At 71.5% G+C, this 24803-nt stretch carries 24 protein-coding genes and 4 tRNA genes; 16 read left to right on the top strand and 12 right to left on the bottom strand.

From position 1 onward, the window contains the following. Positions 1–65: 65 nt before the first annotated feature. The 9 genes from P3T39_RS02240 (at position 66) to P3T39_RS02280 (ending at position 5252) form a co-directional block, all read left to right on the top strand. A complete protein-coding gene (locus P3T39_RS02240; RefSeq protein ID WP_280695540.1) occupies positions 66–281 on the top strand; it encodes a hypothetical protein in 216 nt (71 codons plus the stop codon). A 256-nt stretch (positions 282–537) separates the two neighbouring features. Continuing rightward, positions 538–1071, top strand: a complete 534-nt coding sequence (locus P3T39_RS02245; protein WP_280695541.1) for a hypothetical protein — start codon at positions 538–540, stop codon at positions 1069–1071. Between the two features lie 29 nt (positions 1072–1100). Further along, positions 1101–1649, top strand: coding sequence for a nucleoside deaminase (locus P3T39_RS02250; protein ID WP_280695542.1), 549 nt, complete (start codon positions 1101–1103; stop codon positions 1647–1649). Positions 1650–1705: 56 nt separating this feature from the next. Continuing rightward, a tRNA-Ser gene (locus tag P3T39_RS02255) sits at positions 1706–1795 on the top strand. Positions 1796–1918: 123 nt separating this feature from the next. Beyond that, positions 1919–2095, top strand: a complete 177-nt coding sequence (locus tag P3T39_RS02260) for a hypothetical protein (protein WP_280695543.1) — start codon at positions 1919–1921, stop codon at positions 2093–2095. A 468-nt stretch (positions 2096–2563) separates the two neighbouring features. Next, the gene (locus tag P3T39_RS02265) at positions 2564–2728 is read left to right on the top strand and encodes a hypothetical protein (protein WP_280695544.1); all 165 of its coding nucleotides are present in this window, start codon (positions 2564–2566) and stop codon (positions 2726–2728) included. A gap of 64 nt (positions 2729–2792) precedes the next feature. Beyond that, positions 2793–3086 carry a Dabb family protein gene (locus P3T39_RS02270; RefSeq protein WP_280695545.1) on the top strand — a complete coding sequence of 98 codons (294 nt, stop codon included), beginning with the start codon at positions 2793–2795 and terminating at the stop codon, positions 3084–3086. Positions 3087–3342: 256 nt separating this feature from the next. Beyond that, a complete protein-coding gene (locus tag P3T39_RS02275) occupies positions 3343–4176 on the top strand; it encodes an RNA polymerase sigma factor SigF (protein WP_280695546.1) in 834 nt (277 codons plus the stop codon). 248 nt (positions 4177–4424) lie between these two features. Then, entirely contained in the window at positions 4425–5252 is an 828-nt protein-coding gene (locus P3T39_RS02280; protein WP_280695547.1) for an RNA polymerase sigma factor SigF, read from the top strand. 47 nt (positions 5253–5299) lie between these two features. On the opposite strand, the gene P3T39_RS02285 is transcribed toward P3T39_RS02280, so the two are convergent. Continuing rightward, positions 5300–6193, bottom strand: coding sequence for a tyrosine-protein phosphatase (locus P3T39_RS02285; RefSeq protein ID WP_280695548.1), 894 nt, complete (start codon positions 6191–6193; stop codon positions 5300–5302). 442 nt (positions 6194–6635) lie between these two features. On the opposite strand from P3T39_RS02285, the gene P3T39_RS02290 reads away from it, so the two are divergent. Then, positions 6636–6821 carry a hypothetical protein gene (locus P3T39_RS02290; protein ID WP_280695549.1) on the top strand — a complete coding sequence of 62 codons (186 nt, stop codon included), beginning with the start codon at positions 6636–6638 and terminating at the stop codon, positions 6819–6821. A 5-nt stretch (positions 6822–6826) separates the two neighbouring features. On the opposite strand, the gene P3T39_RS02295 is transcribed toward P3T39_RS02290, so the two are convergent. Next, a complete protein-coding gene (locus tag P3T39_RS02295; protein ID WP_280695550.1) occupies positions 6827–7024 on the bottom strand; it encodes a hypothetical protein in 198 nt (65 codons plus the stop codon). A 197-nt stretch (positions 7025–7221) separates the two neighbouring features. Here P3T39_RS02295 and P3T39_RS02300 point away from each other — a divergent pair, with 197 nt between their 5' ends. Both P3T39_RS02300 and P3T39_RS02305 read left to right on the top strand, forming a co-directional pair. After that, complete coding sequence (locus P3T39_RS02300) at positions 7222–8190, top strand: aldo/keto reductase (RefSeq protein WP_280695551.1); 969 nt, start codon at positions 7222–7224, stop codon at positions 8188–8190. A gap of 295 nt (positions 8191–8485) precedes the next feature. Further along, entirely contained in the window at positions 8486–8812 is a 327-nt protein-coding gene (locus P3T39_RS02305; RefSeq protein ID WP_280695552.1) for a hypothetical protein, read from the top strand. On the opposite strand, the gene P3T39_RS02310 is transcribed toward P3T39_RS02305, so the two are convergent. Together P3T39_RS02310 and P3T39_RS02315 are read right to left on the bottom strand one after the other, a co-directional pair. After that, a complete protein-coding gene (locus tag P3T39_RS02310) occupies positions 8751–10088 on the bottom strand; it encodes an SPFH domain-containing protein (RefSeq protein WP_280695553.1) in 1338 nt (445 codons plus the stop codon). The genes P3T39_RS02305 and P3T39_RS02310 overlap by 62 nt on opposite strands. 150 nt (positions 10089–10238) lie before the next feature. Beyond that, positions 10239–11633 carry an Ig-like domain-containing protein gene (locus P3T39_RS02315; protein WP_280695554.1) on the bottom strand — a complete coding sequence of 465 codons (1395 nt, stop codon included), beginning with the start codon at positions 11631–11633 and terminating at the stop codon, positions 10239–10241. A 44-nt stretch (positions 11634–11677) separates the two neighbouring features. On the opposite strand from P3T39_RS02315, the gene P3T39_RS02320 reads away from it, so the two are divergent. Together P3T39_RS02320 and P3T39_RS02325 are read left to right on the top strand one after the other, a co-directional pair. Beyond that, positions 11678–12001 (top strand): hypothetical protein, encoded by a 324-nt coding sequence (locus P3T39_RS02320; RefSeq protein ID WP_280695555.1) that lies wholly within the window; start codon positions 11678–11680, stop codon positions 11999–12001. A gap of 10 nt (positions 12002–12011) precedes the next feature. Beyond that, the gene (locus P3T39_RS02325; protein ID WP_280695556.1) at positions 12012–13241 is read left to right on the top strand and encodes a globin domain-containing protein; all 1230 of its coding nucleotides are present in this window, start codon (positions 12012–12014) and stop codon (positions 13239–13241) included. Positions 13242–13294: 53 nt separating this feature from the next. Here P3T39_RS02325 and P3T39_RS02330 read toward each other — a convergent pair. The 3 genes from P3T39_RS02330 to P3T39_RS02340 form a co-directional block, all read right to left on the bottom strand. Further along, positions 13295–13370 (bottom strand) — tRNA-Arg (locus P3T39_RS02330). 36 nt (positions 13371–13406) lie between these two features. Next, a tRNA-Arg gene (locus P3T39_RS02335) sits at positions 13407–13482 on the bottom strand. Between the two features lie 131 nt (positions 13483–13613). Then, positions 13614–13704, bottom strand: a tRNA-Ser gene (locus P3T39_RS02340). Positions 13705–13924: 220 nt separating this feature from the next. Between P3T39_RS02340 and P3T39_RS02345 the strand changes: the two genes are divergently transcribed. After that, positions 13925–17452 (top strand): PAS domain-containing protein, encoded by a 3528-nt coding sequence (locus tag P3T39_RS02345; RefSeq protein WP_280695557.1) that lies wholly within the window; start codon positions 13925–13927, stop codon positions 17450–17452. A 127-nt stretch (positions 17453–17579) separates the two neighbouring features. Here P3T39_RS02345 and P3T39_RS02350 read toward each other — a convergent pair whose 3' ends face one another. The 3 genes from P3T39_RS02350 to P3T39_RS02360 all read right to left on the bottom strand — a co-directional run bounded on the left by P3T39_RS02350 (position 17580) and on the right by P3T39_RS02360 (position 21219). Continuing rightward, the gene (locus tag P3T39_RS02350) at positions 17580–19241 is read right to left on the bottom strand and encodes a long-chain fatty acid--CoA ligase (RefSeq protein ID WP_280695558.1); all 1662 of its coding nucleotides are present in this window, start codon (positions 19239–19241) and stop codon (positions 17580–17582) included. Positions 19242–19586: 345 nt separating this feature from the next. Further along, a complete protein-coding gene (locus tag P3T39_RS02355) occupies positions 19587–19997 on the bottom strand; it encodes an SSI family serine proteinase inhibitor (RefSeq protein ID WP_280695559.1) in 411 nt (136 codons plus the stop codon). A gap of 250 nt (positions 19998–20247) precedes the next feature. Next, positions 20248–21219: a glycoside hydrolase domain-containing protein gene (locus P3T39_RS02360; protein ID WP_280695560.1), complete on the bottom strand. Its 972-nt coding sequence runs from the start codon at positions 21217–21219 to the stop codon at positions 20248–20250. Positions 21220–21347: 128 nt separating this feature from the next. Here P3T39_RS02360 and P3T39_RS02365 point away from each other — a divergent pair, with 128 nt between their 5' ends. Then, positions 21348–22280 (top strand): EamA family transporter, encoded by a 933-nt coding sequence (locus P3T39_RS02365; protein WP_280695561.1) that lies wholly within the window; start codon positions 21348–21350, stop codon positions 22278–22280. 180 nt (positions 22281–22460) lie between these two features. Here P3T39_RS02365 and P3T39_RS02370 read toward each other — a convergent pair whose 3' ends face one another. Both P3T39_RS02370 and P3T39_RS02375 read right to left on the bottom strand, forming a co-directional pair. Beyond that, complete coding sequence (locus P3T39_RS02370; protein WP_280695562.1) at positions 22461–22793, bottom strand: hypothetical protein; 333 nt, start codon at positions 22791–22793, stop codon at positions 22461–22463. Between the two features lie 426 nt (positions 22794–23219). Continuing rightward, positions 23220–24584 (bottom strand): FAD-linked oxidase C-terminal domain-containing protein, encoded by a 1365-nt coding sequence (locus tag P3T39_RS02375; RefSeq protein WP_280695564.1) that lies wholly within the window; start codon positions 24582–24584, stop codon positions 23220–23222. Between the last annotated feature and the right edge of the window lie 219 nt (positions 24585–24803).

Below are 24803 nucleotides of genomic sequence, written 5' to 3' on the forward strand. Positions count from 1 at the left end.
CCGCGAACCTCCGGCAATGTCCGAACCGAGACCTTTTCTGTGGTATCAACCGAACACTTCTGGGAATGTCGCACCTTATGAAGAGCAACCCGGACCCCGGGCCCGGCTCGACAGACGAGTCCCCGGCCGCACCCGAGACCCCGGCGGAGCGCCGCAGACGGCGCGCCGTCTTTCTGCGCGAGCTCGCGGAGGCACGCGAGCTGCGTGAGCGGGTGCAGCCCCGTCGCACCAAGGAGCGCCGTATGCGTGAAGCAATGCGAATGCGAACCTTCCGCATCTGACGGACCTGCCGCCGATCGGTCGGCGCTCGGTCGGCCATTCCGACACGACCTGCAAAGACGCGCTGCCGAACACCCCCCGCAGCGGCAGCCTTTCTGTCACGATGCCGGTGGGACGGTCCGAACAGCGGACCGCCTCTGGCGCGGGGGCGGCCAGACCGCGTTCGCCCGAGATCGCCTACAGCCGAGACCAATCTTGGGAGTGTCCCTGGTGGCGTACTTCGCTGCAGTGCTTGCTCGCACCGATGGCGGGTGGGATGTGAGCGAGACAGAGCTAGACGACGTCGAGACCTTGGCCGATCTGGCCGACCTGGCCCGCGAGGCCGCCCAGGACGACGACAGCGTCCTGGTCTTCATCGAACAGGAAGACTCGTGGTTCGCCGTCATCCGGGTGGACGGCGAGGACGACCCCCGGATCTTCGTCTCCGACGGCGCGGCCGCGGCCCGCAGCTCGTACGGCTCGGTGCTCACCGACGAGCTGGTGGAACGGGTCGGCGACAGCGACTTCGACGACGATTTCGACGCCCTGGTGTCGGAGCTGGACGAGGAGGACGCCGAGAGCCAGACCGACGGCCAGGCGGACGAGGAGGACGAGGAGGAGGACGACCGGGCCGCCGCCGGTCCGGGCGGGGTTCCGGTCGGCCCGCTCGGCGACTGTGAGCTGCTGGCCGACCTCGGTGTCGCCGCCCGTGAACTGCTCGACCTCAGCGGGGAGGGCGCCGTGCCCGGCGACGCACTCACCGAGATCGCCGAGGCGCTCGGCTGCGGCGAGGTGCTGGAGGCGGTGCGATAGCGGCCCCACCGGTGTCCGACACTGGTGCCATGCAGATCGTTCCCCTCCCGGCCCCCGTACGCCCCGATCCGGTACGCGACCGCTGGACTGACCTGATGCGCCTCGCCATCGACGAGGCCGCGCTGGCCACCGCCACCGGAGACGTACCGGTCGGGGCGCTCGTGTTCGGGCCCGACGGCACGGTCATCGGGCGCGGGCACAACGAGCGCGAGGCGGTCGGCGACCCGACCGCCCATGCCGAGATAGTGGCGATCAGGGAGGCCGCGGCGACGTTGAACGCGGCCGCGCGCAGCGCGTCGGACCAGGACGGCGGTGAGCGGCGGGCGGGCGAGTGGCGGCTCGGCGGCTGCACCCTGGTGGTGACGCTGGAGCCGTGCACCATGTGCGCGGGCGCGATCGTGCTCTCCCGCCTCGACCGGGTCGTCTACGGCGCACTGGACGAGAAGGCCGGTGCCGCCGGTTCGCTCTTCGACGTGGTCCGCGACCGGCGCCTCAACCACCGCCCCGAGGTCATCCCCGGTGTGCTGGCCGAGGACTGCGCCGAGCAGCTGCGCGACTTCTTCGACACCCAGCGCTGAGTGCTCCCCGGATACGGATTTCGTTCCGGCCGGACCCGTCCGGTAGAGTCTCCCTCGGTAGCGTGTCCGAGCGGCCAAAGGAGCACGCCTCGAAAGCGTGTGTGGGGGCAACTCCACCGTGGGTTCGAATCCCACCGCTACCGCCATGAGCAGTAACGATGATGAGCCCGGACTGTGACAGTCCGGGCTCATTGTCATATATCCGGGGCCTCTATGCTGATCCCCGCATCGTCAGCACAGGGCGGGCGTGCAAGAGGGAGGAACCCGCTATGGAGAGCCAGATCGTTCACAAGGCCGCATTCCTGCTGCACGAGTGCAACGAGCCGGAGCAGGTCGTGGTGCAGCGGCTCAAGGAGTACTTCCCGGGCCTGAGCCTGATCGAGCGCGAGCGCTACGTCTCCGAGGCCTGGGACCAGGTGCACGGCCAGGGCGTCCCGGAGGCGTAAGGCCCCGCGGCGCAGGCAGCGGCGACCTGCCCGCCGGCCTGCCGGCCGACACGAGAATGGCTCCGCACTCGTCCGGGCTTTGACCACCATTGCCCGGCGAGTGCGGAGCCGTTTCGCGACCGGTGTCGGTCTCGGAGGGGGAGCGACCCCGGGGGGACGGGCCGCTCCCCCGGCGGAGGTCCCACAACCGGTGCCGCATCGGGGGGAAGCCACGGCACCCGGTCCCACAGCGGGGAGCTCCGGATCCACGCACCGGGGATTCCTGCCAGATCCTCGGTACACAACCCATCGTGCGGCACCGGACGACCCGCGGCATCCGGAGAAAGGGCCCCAGTCCCAGGGACCTTCGCCCCGCCGGGTGAACGCGCCACTCACCCGATCGGCCATCCGGTGGATAAGCTGCCGAACAGAAGCAGCGGGGCGCCCGGGGTGGGCCGGCGGCCCATGGCAGGGAGGCAGGCCCGGGCGATGGCGCAGGCGAAGAAGATCGGCACGTATCTCCTGCTCATCTTCGTGATCTACACGATCATCACATCACCCGCCAGGGCGGCGGAACTGGTGCAGTCGGGGTTCGTGGGGATCTCCGACGCCGCCAAGGCGGTGGGAACCTTCATGACCGGGCTGGTGAGATGACCGGCGCCCGGGGCGGATACGGTGGCGGGGTCCGCCCACACCCTCGGCCGCTAGGAGTGGCACCGTGATCCGGCACCTGGTCCTGTTCAAGCTCAACGAAGGCGTCAGCAAGGACGACGAGCGCGTGCTCGCCGGCGCCAGGTCCTTCGAGGAGCTCGGGTCGCTGATCCCCGAGCTGCGCGAGTGGGAGTGCGGCTGGAACACCACCGAGCGCGACATCGCGTACGACTACGCGATCAACAGCCTGGTCGCGGACCGCGAGGCCCTGCAGGCGTACATCGGCCATGAGGCCCACCAGGCTGCGGCCGCACGGTGGCGTGAGTTCGCCACCTGGGTGATCGCCGACATCGAGGTCTGAGGCACCGCCCGCAGGACAGATCGTATCCAAACGACCCTTTGGCCCCCCGACTCCGCGACGAGCCGGGGGGCTTCTGCATGCCCGTGGAACCGCCGGCAATCAGCCAACACGCCTCGATGCGGTACTTGCCGGGACTATGCACGACTTGTGATGCTATGACCGGTTTTGCCGGATCTGATGGGGTGGTGGGGCGACCCAAGCAACCACGCAGAAGCGACTCGACCGCAGGACTCGACCAAGGGAGGGGTGACGTTCCATGCGGATCCAGGACAGCACGCCGGAGGCCGGCGAGGAGGGGTCACCCAAGGACCGCCAGGCCGGTGGGCGCGGCTCGGTGGACGTCCGGACGCTGACCCGGGTCCTGTTCGAGCGGCTGACCGAGCTGCCCTCCGACGCCCCCGAGCGCGAACGGGTCCGAGCTGCCCTGATCGAGATCAACATCCCGCTGGTGCGGTACGCCGCAACGCGCTTCCGCAGCCGCAACGAGCCGATGGACGACATCGTCCAGGTCGGCACGATCGGCCTGATCAACGCGATCGACCGCTTCGACCCGACCCGCGGGGTGCAGTTCCCGACCTACGCGCTGCCGACCATCCTCGGCGAGATCAAGCGGTACTTCCGCGACAACGTCCGCACCATGCACGTGCCGCGCCGCCTCCAGGAACTGTGGGTCCAGGTCAGCGGCGCCATGGAGGAGCTGACCGTGATGCACGGGCGGGCACCCAAGGTGCCCGAGATCGCCGCCAACCTGCGGATCCCCGAGGAGGACGTGCGCGCCTGCCTGGACGCCGGACGGGCCTACAACGCCGCCTCCCTGGAGGCCGCCCAGGAGCACGAGGGCGGCCTGGCCCTGCTGGACCGGCTCGGCTACGAGGACTCCGCACTGGCCGATGTCGAGCACCGGGACATGGTCCGCCATCTGCTGGTCCAACTCCCCGAACGGGAGCGGCGGATCATCATGCTCCGCTTTTTCGCCAATCTGACACAGTCCCAGATCTCCACCGAACTCGGCATGTCCCAGATGCACGTCTCCCGGCTACTGTCGAGAATCCTCACCCGCCTGCGGACCGGAAACTCCTGGGAGGAGTGAACCGAACCGAGCAGAGGGGTTGCAGCGCGTTACTACCGCGTGACATCTTGCGACGGTCGGGTTTGCCGAGACGCGTGTTCCGGTATGGAGCTGGAGGGCCGCCCAGCCGGGAACTGTCGCTCGGTAGTGCCCGTTGTACTGTCAGTCACGAGGGGGTGGGGTGCATGTCCGCAGAGCTGGGCGCTGCCGCGATCCAGGGCACGACAACAGTCGCCGAGATTCCTGTGCAACAGAGTCATACACCGCCGGTGCCCGGGGTTCAGGCACCGGGGGCCGTTGCGGAGTTGGCGCCCGACGCCCTGCCCGAGGGCAGGTCGCTGGATACCCGTACGCTCTCCCGTTCGCTCTTCCGGCGGCTGGCCACGCTGGAGCCCGGCAGCGACGAGCACACCTACGTCAGGGACACCCTGATCGCGCTCAATCTGCCGCTGGTGCGGTACGCCTCGGCGCGCTTCCGCAGCCGCAACGAGCCGATGGAGGACATCGTCCAGGTCGGCACGATCGGCCTGATCAAGGCGATCGACCGCTTCGACCCGGAGCGCGGGGTGGAGTTCCCGACCTTCGCGATGCCGACGGTGGTCGGCGAGATCAAACGCTTCTTCCGGGACACCAGCTGGTCGGTCCGGGTGCCCAGGCGCCTTCAGGAGCTGCGCCTCGCGCTGACCAAGGCCGGTGACGAGCTCTCCCAGAAGCTGGACCGCTCCCCCACCGTGGCGGAGCTGGCCGCCTTCCTCGGCGTCAGCGAGGAGGACGTGGTCGAGGGCCTGGCCGTCGGCAATGCCTACACCGCGAGTTCGCTGGACTCGACACCCGGCGAGGAGGAGGGCGAGGGCCCGCTGGCGGACCGGCTCGGCTACGAGGACCTGGCGCTGGAGGGCGTCGAGTACCGCGAGTCGCTGAAGCCGCTGCTGGCCAAACTGCCCCCGCGCGAGCGGCGGATCATCATGCTGCGGTTCTTCGGCAATCTGACGCAGTCCCAGATCGGGGAGGAGATCGGCATCTCGCAGATGCACGTCTCCCGGCTGCTCACCAAGACACTGACCCAGCTGCGGGCCGGACTGATCAGCGAGAGCTGACCGGCCCGGCCCGCAGCGGGCTTCAGTCGGCGGGTTTCAGCCAGGGGCTAGTCGGTGAGGAGGTTGCGGCGCAGGCCGTCCAGCACGTCGTCGTCCAGTCCCAGGCCGTCCCGCCAGAACTCCTCGAAGGAGGCCCAGCCGGTGGCGACCTCCTCGAAGGCCGCCTCCAGGTAGCTGCGCTCCGCACGGAAGACCGGGAGCAGCAGGCCGGGGTCCTTCATCAGGCCGCGGGTGCCGAAGCTGTCCACGATGTGCTCGATCAGCGCGGCGGAGCGCTCGTTGGTGAGCAGGTAGTCCTCGAACACCGTCTCGCGGTCGACGCCGAGGGCGGTGAGCAGCAGGGCGGCGACCCAGCCGGTGCGGTCCTTGCCGGCCGAGCAGTGGAAGAGCATCGGCGCGCCGTCGGGCTCGGCGAGCAGGCGGAGCACGGTGGCGAAGCGCCCGCGGGCGACGGGGTCGGTGACGAACCAGCGGTAGAGGCCGACCATCATCTGCCCGGCCTTGCCGTCCCCGAGGATCGCGCGCTGCTTGTCGGCGTCGCAGTCGGCCAGGGCGTTGCGCATGGCGATGTAGATGTCGAAGTCGGCCGCGAAGATCGGCACATGGTGCAGGGTCGGGCCGCCCTCTTCGGCGGAGTCCACCGGGGCCAGCAGCTTGGCCTCGTCGGCGCCGTCGAGCTCGGCGACGGGCAGACCGGGGATCCGGTCGGGGCCGGCCTCGCGGACCTCCTCCAGGCTGCGCAGGTCGACGACCCGGCGCAGGCCGCTCGCACCGAGGACAGCCAGGTCCTGCCCGGTGGGCCGGTTCATGGCGTCGGCGCGCAGCGCGATGCCGTGCCGCAGGGTACGACCGTCGCTGGTCCGGTAGCCACCGAGGTCGCGGGCGTTGGCCGCCCCCTTGAGGCCGAGGCTGCGGGCGGTCTCGGTGGTCTGCTGGGTCACGGGGTGTCCTCCAGGGGCACGGTCGTCCGGGGATGGCACGAGAGCGGGCGATGGTCGGATTGGGGACGGAGTACGAAGATGAAGTGCGAAATTCGTACGACCCGATCAGTGTAGGGGGCGGCCGTTTGACGGCGGTCGGCCGTGGCAGGGCCTGCCCTGGGGGGGTCGAGTCGCCGCGTGTGCGCGGGGTCCGGTGGAGCTGTCGCGGCAGAGCGCGTGAGCCCGTCGGCGGGTGTGAAGTCGCAGCTGAACGGCCCCGTGGACCGGTCGGTGAGAATGCCCGGGTACGACGTCGAGGACCAGCGCGGCCGTGGTCATCGCACTGCGCACCGGGGGCGGAGGGCGGTCCACCGCGTCAACAGGACCGGCTGCCACCGGCCGTACCACTACCGGTCGGCCGGTTCGGCTCCGGGGCGAACGAGCAGTGCAACGAGATCGGCGAGTGCGCTCGGCCGACCCCGTCCGCCAAGGCGGACAGGCGGTACCGCGCATCGAGCACAATCTGACGATCACACAGCTCCCCGGCCGGGCCGAGGCGCTGGATCCCGGCCCGATGGCCGAGCACCTCGGACTGGACGCCTGGCGGGGGCCTGCTGAGGCCGGCCGCCAGGCGCGGGAGATACGGTGAAGTGGTTACTTGACGGCGAGCCAGATCACAGCGCCCACCACGGCGATCACCACGACGGCGATGCCGACGATCAGACCGGTGCGGCCGCTGTTGGAGCTGCCGTAGGTGGACACGGAACCCGGGGCCTGGGGAGCGGGGGTCTCCTCCACGAACGCCCGGAACATCTGGGTGCTGCCGGCGGGGTCGTAGTCGTTGTCAGCCATGGCAGGGACTCTAGCCAACCCGGCAGGTCAAAGGACACCCCGGACCCCCACAGGAGTGAGCGGGCCACGACACGTCCGCAACTCGTCCAGAAACCGGCCCCGTCCGACGAGCGGCTCACACAACTCGCGTACGACAAGCTCGTGAAGACTTGGCCGCGTCGGGATGAGAGCGCGCCCGGATCAGGTTGAATCCGCTCATGACCGACAATCACAGTGACGCTCCCCACAGGGTGACCCTCGGCACGTCGGACCTGGCCGTCTCCCCGCTGTCGCTCGGCGGCAACGTCTTCGGCTGGACCGCGGACGAGGCACAGTCCTTCGCCGTACTCGACGCCTACGCGGCCGGCGGCGGCAACTTCGTCGACACCGCCGACGTCTACTCGGCCTGGGTGCCCGGCAACACCGGCGGCGAGTCGGAGACCATCATCGGCAACTGGCTGCGCAGCCGGGGCAACCGTCAGGACATCGTGGTGGCCACCAAGGTGGGCGCGCACCCGGAGGCGAGCGGCCTGAACGCGGCGAACATCAGGTCCGCCACCGAGGAGTCGCTGCGCCGCCTCGGTGTCGACCACATCGACCTGCTCTACACCCACCGCGACGACCCCGAGACCCCGGTCGAGGAGTTCGTCACCGCACTCGACGAGCTGGTGAAGGCGGGCAAGATCCGGGCGGTCGCCGCCTCCAACATCAGCCCGGAACGGCTCACCGAGTCGCTGGAGTTCGCCGCGCGCGAGGGCCTCGCCGCGTACGTCGCCATCCAGCCGCACTACAACCTGGTGTCGCGCTCGACCTACGAGGGCCCGCTGGCCGAGGCGGTCGCGACCCACGGTCTCTCGGCGGTGCCGTACTTCGCGCTCGCCTCGGGCTTCCTCACCGGCAAGTACCGGCCGGACGGCGGGGCGGTCGAGAGCGCCCGCGCCCAGGGTGCCGCCCGCTACCTGGAGGACCCGCGCGGTCCGAAGGTGCTGGCGGCCCTGGACCAGGTCGCCGAGGCCCACGGCGTGGAACTCGCCACCGTCGCCCTGGCCTGGCTCTCCGCCCAGCCCACGGTCGCCGCGCCGATCGCCAGCGCGCGTACGGTCGAGCAGTTGCCCCCGCTGCTGGCGGCCGCCCGGCTGCGGCTGACGGCGCAGGAGCTGGCCCTCCTGGAGTCCGCCTCCGTCTGACGGGCCCGCCGGGCGCTGCCGCCACGGGCTGCACGGGCTGTGGACGGTCCACCGGGGTGCTGTCCACAGCCTGTGGACAGCACCCCGGGGTTGCGACCGGATCCACGCCAAGGCACCCGGGGCGAGGCTGCTCACGGTCGGCTACCCCACGATCTTCCCCAAGCACCCTTCAGCTGCATGCACTTGGGGCGACACCCAGGCCGGCGACAGCAGGGAGCTGCTGAACTTCGGCACCATCACCTTCCAGGACCTCCACTGGCTGCGGCGCGACGTCCTCGAACCGCTCAACGCCGTGATGGCGGAGCCGAGCAGCAAGCACCGGGCTACCTTCGTCGACCTCTACGGCTCCAGCACCGACCACGACGTGTGCAGCAACGACCGGTGGGTGGACGGCATCCTGAGCTCCCTCGCACCGGACCCGCTCGCCCTCGCCTTCGTCCATTCCAACGCCAAGGGCCAGGAGAATGCGGCCGACCAGGTGGCGAGCGCCCGTGACGGACGCCGCCCCCACCCGCCGCATCGGCTCGACGCGAGGGGTGGGGGCGCGTCGGTGGCTGTCGTCATGCACTCTTCCCTTCCCGGCGACCGGCCCGGGCGGCCGAGCCGGGTACCGGGGCGGTGACCCCGGCGGGGGCCACGAAGGCGAGCAGCAGCTGCTCCATGAGCGAGCGGCGGCCCGCCTCGTCCAGTTCGTGCGCCGTGGCCCGCTCCAGGCGCCGTACGGCGAAGGCTGCGGTCTCGACCGCGTCGTCGACCAGGACGGTACGCAGGCTCGCGTCCAGGTCGGCGAGCCGACGGCGGCGCATGCTGTCGGCCACCTCGGGCGCGTAGTCGAGGGAGAGTGGCTGCACCGAGTAGACCTCGATCCCGGTCGGCGCCACCTCGGCGGCCAGCGCCCGGGTCAGCTCGTCGGAGAACCACTGACCGGCGCGCAGGGCAGGCCCGGGAGCCGAGTCCCCGTCACAGGGCAGCGCGGACGCGGTGCGCGTGAGTACCGCGTGCGCCTGCTCGCGCAGATACTCCTCGTGCTCGGCGATGCCCAGCACCGCGCGGGCGGTGTCCTTCACCCGCCAGACGATCAGCAGGCGGACGACGATCGGCGTCCCCGTCCCGTCGGCGACACCGACCGGCTCGCTGCGCCAGTGGCGCAGCCGGACGTCGACCCGGCGGCGGCGCAGCAGCGGGCTGACCCAGACCAGACCGGTGCGGCGGACGGTACCCCGGTAGCGGCCCCAGCGGGTGAGCACCCGGGTCTGACCGCCCGCGTTGACCAGCAGCCCGGCGAAGGTGACCACTTTCACCAGGGCGACCGCGCCAACGGCGGCGATCGCCAGGCCGTCGATCTCGGCGTGCCCGCTCTCCTTGGCGGCCGCACCGCGGAGGTCCGGCAACGCGGCGAACTGCGGGGTGACACCGCTCCGGGCCAGCACCAGGAGCAGCGCGGCGGTGGAACCGAGCAGCGCGAGCACGGCGAGCCAGCCGGGCAGGGACCGGGCGCGCTGCTCACGCAACGACGGGTCGCTGCGGGGCGGACGACGCGCGGTGTGCGGCTCGCTCGGCGCATCCGCCCGCTCGGACCGGCCCCGGCCGGGCGTGTCGCGCGCGTCGGACGGCGGCAGGGCCGCTCCGGCGGTGACGGGCCTCGGGTCGGCGGACGAACCGGCGCTCGGCCTCCGGCTCTCGACCGGCACCGGATGCAGCACCAGGGGCAGGGTCTCGGGTCCGTCCACCTCGTCCTCCACCGGCACCGGGTGCGCCTTGATCAGCGGCTTGACCACCGCCGCGGCCACCGCCTCGGCCACCGCCCGGCGGAGCTGGGCGGATTCGGCCGACGTCGGCTCGGGCTGGGACTGCGGCCAGGAGTCGGGACGCGGCGAAGAGTCGCGGGTGATGTCCATGCAGATCCTCTGGTCGGTGTGGCGCGCGATGGACGGCCTGGACCCGACGAGCTCAGTGCCGGACCCAGGCCAGGTTGAAAGGTCATCAAAGGGACATCGAATGCAGGAGACCCCGCTGCCGTCTGCGACGGTCGGCCTTCCGGCACTCCGTCAGCGCCTGCGCGAGCCCGAGCCGCGTCCGAGAATCCGACGGGTCACCAGACCGATGGCGGAGAGGACGAGAAGCCCGGCGCACAGAACGCTGCGCCAACCGTCCGTGGCCGAGCGGCGTGCGACGGCTGTCCGCGGAGTGCCTGGCGGAGCGGCGAGCGCGCTGGCCGGCCCCTCGACGGCCTTGCCGGGAGATCCCGACGGCACAGCGGAAGGTGCCCCGGACGGGCTTGGCGGCGCCGGCACGGACGGCGGTGGGCTACCGGACGGACTCCGCCCGGTGGAAGCCGAGTTGGGATCTCCCGGCAAGGCCGTGGAGGCAGGAGCTTCCCGGGTCGCCGCCGGGACAGGATCGGACGGCGCCGGTGGGACAGCCGGAACGGCCTCGACGGGCACGGACGGCGGCTCGGGCATCGCGGGCATCGCGGGTAACGCGGGCGGGGCAGGCGGGGCAGCCGAGGTGTCCGGTGCACCTGGCGAGTCCGGGGGCGGCGTCGGTCGCTCGGGCGCGGCGGTGTCCACCACCAGGGTCACCGGCGTGCCGGCGGTGCGGTTTCCGGCCTCGTCCACGGCGGTGGCGGTGATCTGGTGCCGACCGTCGGCGAGGTTCTCGACCGGGAGGCAGGACCAGGTGCGATCGGCCGCGACCGCCGTACTGCACAGTTCGCCGCCGCTGCGGGCGGCGCCCGGGGCGGCGGGCGCGTCGGTGACGGAGACCGTGGTGTCCGGGTCGGCGGTGCCGGTGAGCAGCAGTCCCGGGTCGTTGGTGAACTCGGGCAGGGCGAGGACGGGGGCGGACGGCGGAGCGGTCTTGCCGGTGGCGAGCCCGGCCAGACCGCTGAGGTGCAGGCGGGGGTTGCGGACCGCACGGGAGAACGAGATCCGCAGGGTGCCCATGGTGCGCCAGGAGCCGTCGGCCTGCGGGCGCTCCTCGGCGATCCGGAAGGTTTCGGCCGGCTCTCCCGAGCGCAGCCCGTCGGCGTAATCCGAGGAAACGGAACTCTGTGTTCCGGGAGTCGAAGCCCCGGAGGCGGAGCCTTTTCCGCCATTTTCGTTTCCTCTGTGGCCGATTCCACCCGGGCGGGTTCCACCCGAGGCGGTTCCGGTGCGGGCGGCGAGGCTTCCGGGCGTCGCCGTGGAGCTCACGCCGGGGAGGGGGGAGAATTCCATCTCCACCGCCAGACCGGACGGCAGCACGGCACGGCGCTCGACACTCCAGGTGCCCGGTGTCTGCTGCGCAGCGGCGAAGTCCGGTGCAACCGTCGAATTCCAGCCAAGCAGCAGAGCGGTGGCCAGCGCGGCGGCGGCCCGGCCGACTCCTCGACGCCTGCGCGCAACCGGCCCGCACTGCTTCGAGCAGGACGCTGGTGCGGTACGGCGGAACTGTCGGCTCATCCGGCCCTCCTTACGGACGTCTGCCGCCAACAGGCGCCACGGACATGGGTTCTGACAGCCATAACATCCGACAAAAGGGAATCACGATCGCGAGTCCGGCATACTGCGACACCTGGATGGATGCCCATTGCCACCCGACCGGCGGCAATTCGCCGAACAGCACGGGACCTACCCGTCACCGGTACTTTCCGGCCATTCCCGAGCAGCGGCAACCGGACGCCGGCCGCAGATGCCCGCCCATTCACCAGTTCCGCCTGTTCGAATTGGGCGCCGCCTCAGTAGAGTCAGCAGCCGTGACGATTATTCCCGTTCTCATCCAGAGCAGTTGCACCACGGTGGAACCGCACGGCGCCGAGACCAGCGGCTGAGGACCGCGCGGTGCCCCTCGACCCCGCGGTCGTCCGCGCCAGCTTCGCCGTCGTCGAGTACCGCGCCGACCACCTGGCCAAGTACTTCTACGCCCACCTGTTCGCCCACAACCCGGGCATCCGGTCGCTGTTCCCGGCCGAGATGGCCGAGCAGCGCGACCGCCTCTTCGCCGCGCTGACCCAGATCGTGCTCCGGCTGGAGAACCTCGAACAGCTCACCGCCTACCTGCGCGCGCTCGGCCGCGACCACCGCAAGTTCCAGGCCGCGCCCGAGCACTACCCGGCCGTCGGCGCCAGCCTGATCGCCGCCGTCCGGCACTTCTCCGGCCACTCCTGGACGCCCGAGATCGAAAAGGCGTGGAGCGAGGCGTACACGGTGATCTCCCAGGTCATGATCGAGGCCGCCACGGTCGAGGACCCGGCATGGTGGGAGGCCGAGGTGACGGCCCGCCACCGGGCGGCGCCCGACGTCGTACGGCTCACCCTGCGCCCCGACCGGCCGTACCCCTTCCTGGCCGGTCAGTACCTCTCGCTCTGCTCTCCCCGACGCCCCCGGGTCTGGCGGCCGTATTCGATCGCCAATGCCCCGCGCCCCGACGGCACCCTGGAGCTGCACGTCCGGCGGGTGGCCGACGGGCTGCTCAGCCCCGTCCTGGTCAACGATCTGATGCCCGGCGAGCGGCTGCGGCTCGGCCCGCCGGTCGGCGACGCCGTCCTCGACCCGTACTCGGTGCGTCCGCTGCTGGCCGTGGCCAGCGGGACCGGCTGGGCACAGATCAAGGCCCTGGTCGAGCAGCGCGCCGCCTGGGCCGCAGCCGGCGCGACCGGCTCAACCGGCGCGGCCTGCACGGCCCCGGAGACCACGGTCTTCCTCGCCGCCCGGGACGACACCGACCAGTACGACCTGGACGCGGTCCGCGAGCTGGCGGCCCGGCACCCGTGGCTCACGGTGGTGCCGGCCGCCCCCGCCCACGGCAGCGGCCGGGAGCGGGCGGTGCGGCTGCTGCGCGACGGACTCCGCCGCTGCGGCAGCTTGGCCGACCACGACATCCGCCTCAGCGGCCCGCCGGACCTGGCGCCCTCCATCGCCGAACTGCTGCTCGACCTGGACGCCGAGCCCGAGCTGATCCGCCACGACCCGGTGCCGCTGACCTTCAACCGGGCACGGCCGCTGTCCTCGTCCGACTGGTTCCTGGACCGGCGCAACATCCCCTGGATCAACCGCACCGAACTCGGCTGAGTCTGCGACGGGAGAACGACGAAGGCCCCGGACTCTCGTCCGGGGCCTTCGGCTGGTGCGCTCAGCAGGATTCGAACCTGCAACCTCTTGATCCGTAGTCAAGTGCTCTATCCGTTGAGCTATGAGCGCTAGGGACGTCCCCCGAGGGGGCGCCTTCGCGATGGTTGGTGCGCTCAGCAGGATTCGAACCTGCAACCTCTTGATCCGTAGTCAAGTGCTCTATCCGTTGAGCTATGAGCGCTCGCCCTGCCGGACTGGCCGGCGGGGCGTTGCGTGGACAACATTACATGACCCTCGACCTGGGACGAAATCCATTGCCACCGGGTGCACGAAGGGCCCCGTCGGCATGTTGCCGACGGGGCCCTTCCGAGGCGGAGGCTGAGGGATTTGAACCCTCGATGGGCTTTAAGGCCCAAACCGCATTAGCAGTGCGGCGCCATAGACCGGACTAGGCGAAGCCTCCTCCACGCGAACCGCACCGGCGAGCCGGTGCACTCCGTGCGAATGCGATGATGCCACAGCCAGAGGCTCTGACACCAACCACCGACAACGTTACTAGGCGGGTCATCCGCAGCGCAAAGAAGAATGAGATACTTCGGTCTCCCGAGGAGAGCGCGAGCCGCGAGCCGCACGCCGTGACGACACAACCGTCAGTGACGCAAGCCGTGAGGAGACCTGTCGACGTGAGCAGCAGGCCGATCCGAGGCGCTGCTCGCCTCGCCGCAATACTCGACGCCCTGCCCGATGCGCTGCTGCTGGTCAACAGCAACGGCACCGTCGTGGACGCCAACAAGGCAGCCGTTCAGGCCATGCAGGCCCCCGGCACCTCGCTGGTCGGGCGCGGCGTGCTCGACCTGCTGCCCGAGTTCGACCCCAGCCGGATCCCCGGGTCGATGCGCCCTGCGGCCAACGAGTCCGAGGGCCTGGAGCACCCGGTCCGGATGACGGCCCGACGGACCGACGGCTCCACCTTCCCGGTCGAGGTGTCCGGCAACGACTTCACCGACGACGGCGCGGGCGGCTCCTACACGGGCGGCGGCTTCGACCCGTACCGGGACTCCGGCTCCAGCAGCCGGGACCTGCTGCTGCTCCTGGTCCGCGACCTCTCCAGCCGGCTCGGTGTCGAGGCCGAGCTGCGGCGGCAGCACAAGCAGACCGAGATGATCCTGCGGGCCGCCGCCGAAGGCGTGCTCGGTGTCGACCTGGAAGGCCGGGTCGTCCTGGTCAACCCGGCCGCCGCGCACATCCTGGACTACCGGGCGAGCGAGCTCGGCGGACGCGAGCTGCACCCGCTCATCCAGCACTCCCAGGCCGACGGCAGCCCACTGGCACTGGAGGGCTCGGCGCTGCTGGACACCCTGGTCTCGGGCCGTAAGCACCGGGTGCGCGGGGCCGTGCTCTGGCGCAAGGACGGCACCCCCGTAACGGTGGACCTCACCACCGCTCCGGTCCGGGACGGCGAGCAGCTGGTCGGCGCGGTGATGACCTTCACCGACCGGACCAGGGAACTCGCGCTGATCGCCCGCAACGAGCATCTGACGGCGGTGCTGGAGGGCGAACTGGGCAGCGCGCTCAACGCCCTCCACGCCCGGATCGACGCACTCGCGGCCGACCCCGCCGGGCAGCTCTGGCCCGAGGCCAACTGGACACTGCGGCGGCTCGCGGACGAGTGCCGCCGCTTCGGCACGCTGATAGACGGGGTGCTGACGCACCAGAAGTTCGAGAACGACGTCGAGTCCGGAAAGCGGGCACTGGAGCGCTCGGCGGTCGGCCTCGACAAGGTCGTCCAGCGGGCCGTCGAGCTGGCGGGCGACCTGGTCGGCGCCGGACGGGTGCGGTACTCGGTGCACGCGGCCGCCGTCGAGGTGACCGCCGACCGGGAACGGCTCGCACGCGCCCTGGCCCACCTGGTGGCCGACGTCAGCGGGATCGGCCACACGGTGGCCGCGGCTCCCGGGGCCGGTACGGACGGCAAGTCGGGTACCGCCGACGGCACCGGCAGCGGGGCCCCGCTGAGTGTGCCCGCACTGCCTCCGGTGGGCGGCGACTCGCCGATGGTGGTGCTGGCCGCCGCGCAGCGCGGCGAGGTGGCGCGGATCGAGGTCCGCGGCCCCGCCCGCACCAGCAGCCCCGTACACCTGCCGATCGCGCGCAGCACCGTCGAGCACCACGGCGGCGTGTTGCAGCGCCATGAACTGCCCGGCCGAGCCGGGACGACCTACGTGGTCGAACTGCCGCTGGACCCGGCGGCGGCCGCGCGGGCGGCCGCGAAGTCGGCGGCCGACGGGGGCCGGAGCGTCCCCAAGGAGACGGACACCGCGATGCTGCCCGACCTGCCCGAGATGCCGCCGGCACCCGGCGCGTCAGCCGGCACGGCGGCCGGTACGGCACTTGGCACGGCGGCCGACGGCGGGCGGGCGGACCGGGCCGGCGCACCCGAGGGCGGCGGCAGTGACGGCGGGCCGGACAAGGGCGCGGGCTCGGCATCCGGCACCGGCACCGGCACCGGCACCGCCGAGGCTGAGACCGAGGCCGGGAACGGCGATGCGGGCCCGAGTGCGGCCGGCGCTGCCGCAGCCGACGACGGCCCGAGCCCGGCGAGCGCACGCGGACCGCTCGCCCTGGGGCCGGGCGACTCCGCCGGGCCCGACGCGCCCGGTACGCCGGTGGAGAAGACCCCGGCTGCCGACGAGCGTGGACGTACGGGCCGGCGGCGCCGTGGCGTGCCCGCGAGCGACGAGCCTTCGAGCGCACTGTCCCTGCCTGGCGTCCCCGAGCCCGGTACACCCCTGTACCCCGGCCTGGAGCACGCTCTCCCGGCAACGCCCGCCGCACCGCCGGCACCGGCCGCACCGCCGCAGCCGACGGGGCGCCGCCGGAGGCTTTCCCTCCCCGCGCAGCCGCAGGCCCCGGCGGAGGACCCGGCAGCCGCCGGTACCGCGCTCGAGCCCAGCAGGCCGAACGCTCTTGAGCAGGCCCCGGCACGGCCCTCGACCGAACCGGCCGGGCTTCCCGTGCCGTTCGGGCAGCCGAACGCTCCCCAGGCGGGTGCCGGGCTGCCGGTGCCGTTGGGGCAGCAGGAGTCGCAGGGCGGCGGGCAGCCGTCCGAGCAACGGGCGGCAAGCGATCAGGCGAAGCCGGTCGGCAGTGGGCTGGGCGAACTGGCGCCACCGCGTCCGCTCGGCGGCTTCGCCTCGGCCTTCCCACAGGCGTTCGCGCAGGCGGCGGGCGCGCCCGGGCAGACGTCCGGACCGGCGGCGGGTCAGGCGCAGGGGCCGACGGCGAATGGCGAGCGTCCGGCACTGCCCGCGCCGGTGAGTGCTCCCGACGCTCCGGCGCACGTGGAGCCTCGTACGCCCCCACGGCCGATGGCCGAGCTGGCCCGTTCCAGCGCCGAGGGGCCGGGCCAGGAGACGCCGCCGAACCCGGCGAACCCGGCGATGCCCGATTTCCCGACCATGGTGACGCCCACCGTGGACGGTGGCCCGCGCCGTCTGCTGGTCTGGCCCGAACCCGACCCCTCCACCAAGGCCGCGCTCCAGGAACGCGGCTACCGTCCGGTGATCGTCCGTTCCCGGGAGGAGGTCGACGCCCAGGTCTCCGGCTACCCGGCAGCCCTGTTCGTGGACCCGCTGACCGGCCCGATCACCCGGACCGCCCTCCAGTCCCTGCGGACGGCCGCGCTGAACCAGCGGGTGCCGGTCCTGGTCACCGCCGGTCTCGGCCAGGCCACCAAGGACGCCGCGTACGGGGCCGACCCGGCCGTACTGCTGCGCGCCCTGGCACCGCGCGACAGCGAGAACCACGCGGCCCGGGTCCTGCTGGTCGAGTCCGACCCGGACATCGCGGCGGCGCTGATCAGCAGCCTGGAGCGGCGCGGCATGCACGTGGAGCACGCCGTCTCGGAGAGCGACGCCGTCTCCCGGGCCAGCAGCGTGCAGCCCAACCTGGTGGTGATGGACCTGTTGCAGATCCGCCGCCGCCGAGTCGGGCTGCTGGACTGGCTGCGCGCCAATGACCGCCTGCACCGTACGCCGCTGGTCGTCTACACCTCCGTGGACCTCGATCCGCAGGAGCTGCCGAGGCTGCGCACCGGGGAGACGGTCCTCTTCCTGGCCGAGCGCTCCACCACCGACGACGTCCAGGCCCGGATCGTCGATCTGCTGGGCCGGATCGGCGCGATGGGCGAGATCAGTACGGCGGGCCGCTGAGGCCGGTCCGGCGCGCTCCACGGACGGCGACCGTGCTGTACCTGAGGGGCGCGGGGCTCTGTCCGATCAACAGAGCGCCGCGCCCCTCAGGTGGTGCATGGCTGATCCGCCGGGCCGCCTTCGGGGATCACTCCTTGCCGAGGACGGTGACCGCCAGCCGGTCGGCGGCGTAGTCGGCGCGGATGACCTTCTTGTCGAACTTGCCGACCGAGGTCTTGGGCACCGACTCCACGAGCGCCCAGCGCTCCGGGAGTTGCCAGGAGGCGACCCGCCCGGCGAGGAAGACGCGCAGCTCGGGCAGGCCGGCGGCGGCATGCGGCCGCAGTACGACGGTGGCCAGCGGCCGCTCGCCCCACTTCTCGTCCGGGACGGCGACCACGGCGGCCTCGGCCACCTCGGGGTGGGCCATCAGGTGGTTCTCCAGCTCCTGCGAGGAGATCCACTCACCGCCGGACTTGATCACGTCCTTGGCCCGGTCGGTGAGGGTGAGGTAGCCGTCCGGGGTGATGGTGCCGATGTCTCCGGTGCGCAGCCAGCCGTCCTCGCTGAACTTGTCGTCGGGCTGCTCCGGGTCCTGCCCGGCACCGCCGAAGTACGCGCCCGCGATCCACGGCCCGCGAAGCTCCAACTCGCCCGCCGCGACGCCGTCGTGCGGCATCCGCTCGCCGGCGGGGCCGGTGAGGCGGGCCTCGACGGAGGCCGGGAAGAGCCCCTGGGTGACCCGGTACTCCCACTCCTGCTCGGGGGTCAGAGCGCCCGGCGGGAGCGAGAAGGTGCCGAGCGGGGAGGTCTCGGTCATGCCCCAGGCGTGCACGACGTTGATGCCGTGGCGCTCCTCGAAGGCGCGCATCAGCGAGGGCGGACAGGCCGAACCGCCGATCACCACCATCCGCAGCGAGGAGGTGTCGTAGCCGCCGTTGTCGAGCTCGTCCAGCAGACCGGTCCAGATGGTCGGGACGGCGGCGCTGACGGTCGGCCGGACCTGGCTGATCATCTCGGCGAGCGGCTTCGGCTGGAGGTGGCGGTCCGGCATCAGCAGGTTGGCGCCCGACATGAACGCCGCATGCGGCATCCCCCACGCGTTCACATGGAACATCGGGACCACCGGCAGCGCGATGTCACGGGCCGTCAGACCGAAGGCGTCGGCCGCATTGCCCTGGAGGCAGTGCAGATACACCGAACGGTGGCTGTAGAGCACACCCTTGGGGTCGCCGGTGGTGCCCGAGGTGTAGCAGAGGGTGGCCGCCTGCCGCTCGTCCAGGTCCTCCGGCCACGCGTACTCGGTGGGCCGGTCGGCGATCAGCTCCTCATACTCGTGGACGGTGCCGCCGAAGCCGTCGAGCAGCGAGCGGTCGCCCGCGCCGCTCACCACGATGTGCTTGAGGGTCGGGTTGAGCTGCGGCAGCACGCCCGCCAGCAGCGGGAGCACGCTGCCGTTGACGATGATCGCGTGGTCGGCAGCGTGGTTGACGATGAACGCCAGCTGCTGGGCGGGCAGCCGGAGGTTCAGCGTGTGCAGCACCGCGCCCATCGACGGCACGGCCAGGTACGCCTCCAGGTGCTCCGCGTTGTTCCACATCAGAGTCGCTATGCGCTCGTCGCCCGAGACCCCGAGCTCGTCGCGCAGTGCGTACGCCAGCTGGGCTGCGCGGGCGCCGACCTCGGCGAACGTACGGGTGAGGGGGCCGTTGCCGTCCCAGGTGGTCACGGTGGACCGGCCGTGGATGGTGGAGCCGTGCGCGAGGATTCGGGAGACGGTGAGCGGTACGTCCTGCATCGTGCTGAACACGCGGGTCCTCCTTGACCGGCAGGTTGAGACACCACCTGCCTACCGGCGGGTAGCGGGAGCTGCTTGGCCTGATTCTGGCGAAATGTCGCCCCCGTTGTCAGCAGTTCGGCCACAGATGAGACCAGGAGCTCACACAGCCTGGACGGAAGTCCGAGAAGTGCGACAGCCGGACGGCCCGTCGGGGCGGGCCCGCATACGATCCCTGCGAAATCTTCCTGATCGGCCATCATGTGTGTTCCGGGACGGGGTCTTTGGGTGCGGCGGGAAGCAGGGAAAGCCAGGGGCGCGAGGCGCCGAGGGGGAGTTGGGCGCCCGCCGGAGGGCAGGCGCCCGTTGCGAGGGCGGTCAGAAGACCGGGGCGGTCGCGCGGCTCAGGTAGCAGCGGTTGGGGAAGGTCCTCTGCCAGATGATCTGCTGACCGTTCCAGTCGCCGTAGACGGTGGCGGTGACCGGGTCCTCGAGGTGCGGGCAGATGCGCTTCGGATCTCCGGCGAGGCGGTCGAAGTCGCCGTTCGCCGCAGTCAGGGCCGCACAGGCGGCATCCGGGTCGGGGTGGGTGTCGCCGTTGGGGTTGCAGGTGAGGTCGTAGACCTCCTGGCGGGAGTCGTCGGCGTCGTGGACGACGAAGAGCTGGAGGAAGGTGTTCGAGGCGGCCGGGGCGACGGAAACGGGGAGCGGGGCGATGCCCAGGGTCGTGGCGGCGACGACGGCAACAGCGGCGGAGGCGAGGAGCCCGCGGAGCGCAGTGGTGGTCATGCCCAAACCCGACCATGGCCGGATCCTGTGGCCAAAGCGAATCTCCATCGAACGAGTGATCCCCGCAAGGAAGTTAGCGCGAAGGGCTCAAGACCGACCGGCAATAGGGAGCGCGGGTGAAGGAGCGGCGCTGGGGTGCGTGCATCGCAAGGCGGAGGAGGGAGTAGCAGCGGAGCTGCGGCGACCGACGACAACGCGGCGAGGTGCGTTCCCCGGGGGCGCGACGCCGCGGGCCCTGTTGCCGGTCGGCCTAAGACCGACCTGGCCGCCGGTCGGCGGCGGGCGGGGCGCCGAGCGCCACCAGGCCGTCGAGCTGGTCGCGGTCGACATTGAGCGCTGCGCCGCCGTACGTCTCGGCGCCGCCGCCCCGGTACTGGTGGATGCGCTGGTGGCCGACCCACAGTTCCTCGGGCAGTGCGCCCTGCCCGTCGGTGACGGCTCGACCGTCCCAGTGGGCGTACCAGATGACGTCGGGGAGCGGGTAGGCGCCCGCCTGTGCGGCGCCGACCAGGTCGGCGACCCCCGAGTTCGCGCTGGAGTAGAAGCCGGAGTGGTACCCCGCGGCGTGCAGGGCCTGGGTCCAGCCGATGGTGAACTCGACCACCGCCTGACTGCAGACCGGGTCGCCCGGTGCATAGGCCTCGATGTCCAGGTAGACCGGGCTGCCCTCACCCAGACCCAGTTCCCGCAGGCCGGACACCGCCTCGGCCGCCTCGTCCTGGCCCTGCTCGACGGCGCGGGCCGGGTCGATCCGGTGGGGCTTGGTCCTGACACTGCTGCAGGGCGCCTGCAGTCCGACGTGGGTGGGCACCAGCTCCCAGCCCATCTCCCGCACCTGCCGCACCCAGTCGGCGGTGAGCCGGGGCTGGTCGCAGCCGCGCTGGGTGCCGCTGGTGTAGATGCCGACCGCGCCGTACGGGGAGGTGGTGCGCCATACCCGCATGGTCTCCAGGGGCGGAGCGGTGCAGGCGTCGAAGCCGCGGCCGGTGAAGCTCCGCTTCGGCAGCTGCGACCGCCTACGGGCCGAGTCGGGAAGGACGGTGCGCGGCGGCGCCGGGGACCGCTTCCCCTGGGAGGCGGTGGCCGCGACCGGCTGTACCTCGGCCACCCGCCCCCCTGGCAGCGGCAGACTGCGGTCGGTGGCCAGAAGCAGGACGAGGGAGGCCGCCGAGAGAGCAGCCGGGCCTAGGTAGCGCACCGCCCCTTGATACTGACCAGTCATCGGACAATGGTCTCGCCACGCCGGAGAGTGATCGTGATTCACCCTCTCGGTGACAGCGATCCGCACAGCGGGAAACAGTGCGGTAATGAGTTTGGTGGCCGTTAGGGTATTACGTCACACTCGTCACCATGTCCACAGTCAGTTCCCGCGAGACCGCCGTCCCGGTCTCGCCCGGCCGCTCGTCCGTCCACCCGCTCCGGCGTCGGCTGGGTGTCCCGGCGCCGGTGCTCTGCATCACGGCCATGTTCGCCGTCCAGCTCGGCATCGCACTCTCCCAGCCGCTTTTCGGGCCGCTCGGAGTCGGCGGCGCGACCTTCCTGCGGCTGGCGGCCGCCGCAGTGATCCTGCTCGCCCTCACCCGGCCCCGGCTGCGCGGCCGCAGCCGACGCGACCTGGCCTCGGCCGGGCTGCTCGGGGTCGTCTCGGCCGGGATGACCCTGTGCTTCGCCGGTGCCGTGGACCGGCTGCCGATGGGAACGGCCGCCACGATCGAGTTCCTCGGACCGCTGGCCGTCGCACTGGCCTTCGCCCGGCGGGCCAGCCACCTCGTCTGGGCACTGCTGGCCGGTGGCGGGGTGGCGCTGCTCACCCTGTTCGGCGGCGACGGCGGCGGAGGCGGCCTCGACCCGGTCGGGCTCGGCTTCGCCTTCGCTGCGGCCGCCTGCTACGCCGGGTACATCCTGCTGACCGACAAGGTCGGCGCGGCGTTCAAGGGCTTCGAGGGGCTGGCGGTCTCGATCGGGGTCGGCGCACTGGTCACGCTGCCCCTGGGGATCGGGCCGGCCTGGCACGGGCTCTCCGGGGCCGGCAGCCCCTGGCTGCTGCTGCTCACGGTGACGGGGGTCGCGCTGCTGCTGCCGGTGATCCCGTACGCGCTGGAGATGTCCGCGCTGCGGCGGCTGCCGCAGCGGGTGTTCAGCGTGCTGGTGAGCCTGGAGCCGGCGGTGAGCGCGCTGGTCGGTCTGGTGGTGCTGCAACAGGTACTGGGCGTGGTGCAACTGGCCGGGATCGCCTGTGTGGTGGCGGCCAGCGTAGGAGCCACACTCACCGGGCGGCACTAGCGCCCCCTCCGGCGAATCCTGGCGCATGGTCAGCCATGCACCCTGCGGGGCGCGGGCTGAGGCGGTGCGGAGCGTGGCTGTGGGCGGTGCCGGATCCACCGGCACCGCCCACAGCTGTTCCTGCCCGCCTGGGCTGCCCTTTCCCCGCGTCTCCTCTATCGGCGCCCCCGCCGACCGGGATCAGCCGAAGGTAGGCGCGAAGACGAGGTGGGTGTTCTCGTTCGACTGCTCGGTGAAGACGAAGCCCGTGTTGTCCTTCACCTGGGAGCTGTTGTTCTGGTTCGAGGCACCGGCGCCGGTGGCGGTCTGCTGCGCGGTGTTGTAGTTGCCGCCCACGTAGCCGAAGGTGTTGCCGCTGTCATGGTTGGAGACAACGCTGCTGTTCGATCCGTCGCCGGAGAGAGCACCGTTGTCGGCCGCTGCCGCGGAGCCTGCGCCGGCGAGCAGCAGACCGGCGGCGAGTGGAGTGGCGACCAGAAGTCCGACCATCCGTTTGGTGCGGGAACGAGCCATGAAGTCCTCCGTAGGGCTGACAGTCCACCGGGACTGCACATCAGGTGCTGCACAGGGGAATTCGCGGCCAGACGGACCCCTGTTGGCCGCGATGCCGATGGAAAGACTTCCTCAATAAATCGACATGGCACCAGCGACAGACCCGCTTTTCGCCCGTTTGCGTGACATTTCGAGGGCGGCGCATAGTCCGTCGACACACCGCCCATCGGCCGACACACCGTCTCCCACCTGCGAGTTCAGTCGAACGGTGGGCGGACTCGGAAGCCAACCAAAGCGGCGCACTCCAACGAGCTTCGCGCCCCCTGCAATACCGAGGGCGCCGAAAGCCCGCACACGCCCCCGGCCCGCCGGTCGGCCATTGCGGCCGAAGAATGTCGACCTGTCGCTATCGACATATGACAGATAAGAAGGTGATTTGAATGACTGTCAGAGAGTCTTACCCGGATTCAGGATCCCCAAAGGGTCGAAGACCGACTTGATCCGACGCTGCAACTCCAGTCCCACCGGCCCCAGTTCGCGAGCCAGCCACTCCCGCTTCAGCAGGCCGACGCCGTGCTCGCCGGTGATGGTGCCGCCGAGTTCCAGGCCGAGCGCCATGATCTCGTCGAAGGAGGCCAGGGCCCGTGCCGACTGCGCCTCGTCGGTGGCGTCGAAGACCACCACGGGATGGGTGTTGCCGTCCCCGGCGTGGCAGACCATGCCGATGGTGAGCCGCTGCCGGTCGGCGATCTCGGCGACCCCGCGCAGCATTTCGGCCATCCGGGAGCGCGGGACCGCCACGTCGTCGATCATCGTGGTGCCCATCCGGTCCAGCGCGGGCAGCGCCAGCCTGCGGGCCTCCAGCAGCAGGTCCGACTCGGCCCGGTCCTCCGCCGGAACCACCTCGCTCGCCCCGGCAGCCCGGCACAACTCCCCCACCGCCGCCAGCTCCTGGGCCTGCTCCGGGCCGTCGAAGGCGATCAGCAGCAGCGCCCTGGTGGCGTCCGGCAGGCCCATCTTCGCCATCTCGTTGACCGCACGGACGGTGGTGGCGTCCATCAGCTCCAGCAGCGAGGGTACGAATCCGGCGGCCATCACCTCGCAGACCGCCGCGCAGGCCGCATCGGTGCTAGGGAACTCGGCGGCCAGCGCCAACTGCGGCGGGGGCGCGGGCCGCAGCGCCACCACGGCCTGGACCACCACGCCGAGCGTGCCCTCCGAACCGACCAGCAGCCGGGTCAGGTCGTAGCCCGCCACGCCCTTGGCCGTCCGGCGGCCGGTGCGCAGCAGCTGCCCGTCAGCCAGCACCACATCGAGACCCAGAACGTACTCGCTGGTCACGCCGTACTTCACGCAGCACAGGCCGCCTGCGCCGGTGCCGATGTTCCCGCCGATGGTGCAGGACTCCCAGCTGGACGGGTCCGGTGGATAGGCCAGCCCGTGCTCGGCCGCCGCACGGGACAACTGGGCGTTCACCACGCCTGGTTGGACGACGGCGATCCGGTTGACCGGGTCCAGCTCCAGGATCCGGTTCATCTTGATCAGGGAGAGCAGGATGCAGCCGTCCACCGCGTTGGCGCCGCCGGAGAGACCCGTCCTGGCGCCCTGGGGCACCACGGGAACCCGCAGTTCGGTCGCCGTGCGCAGCACGTGCTGCACCTGCTCGACCGTCTCGGGCAGGACCAGGACGGCGGGTTCGCCCGCCGCGCAGAACCCCGCCATGTCGTGGCGGTAGGCGGACGTCACATCCGGATCCACCACCACGGCCGCCTCCGGCAGCCCCTCCAACAGCCGTCCCGCCAGATCAACCACGGCAGCCTCCGCTCCTCGTGCTCGTCGGCCCGATGCGTGCCCGGCACCAGGCCCGGCCCGAACTCTGCCGCGCCGCCCGAGCCGGGGCAAGGGGACTCTTCAGGAGGCAAAGGGTAGAACGATCAGGGGCGCGGGGCTCTGCTTGATCAACTGCGTGCGCGAGACGGAAGGCACCGGTGCCGCACCGACCTCCGGTGAGCAAGGTGCACCGCCCGATCG

Origin of the sequence: Kitasatospora sp. GP82, from assembly GCF_029892105.1 — a bacterium.
Classification (GTDB): domain Bacteria; phylum Actinomycetota; class Actinomycetes; order Streptomycetales; family Streptomycetaceae; genus Kitasatospora.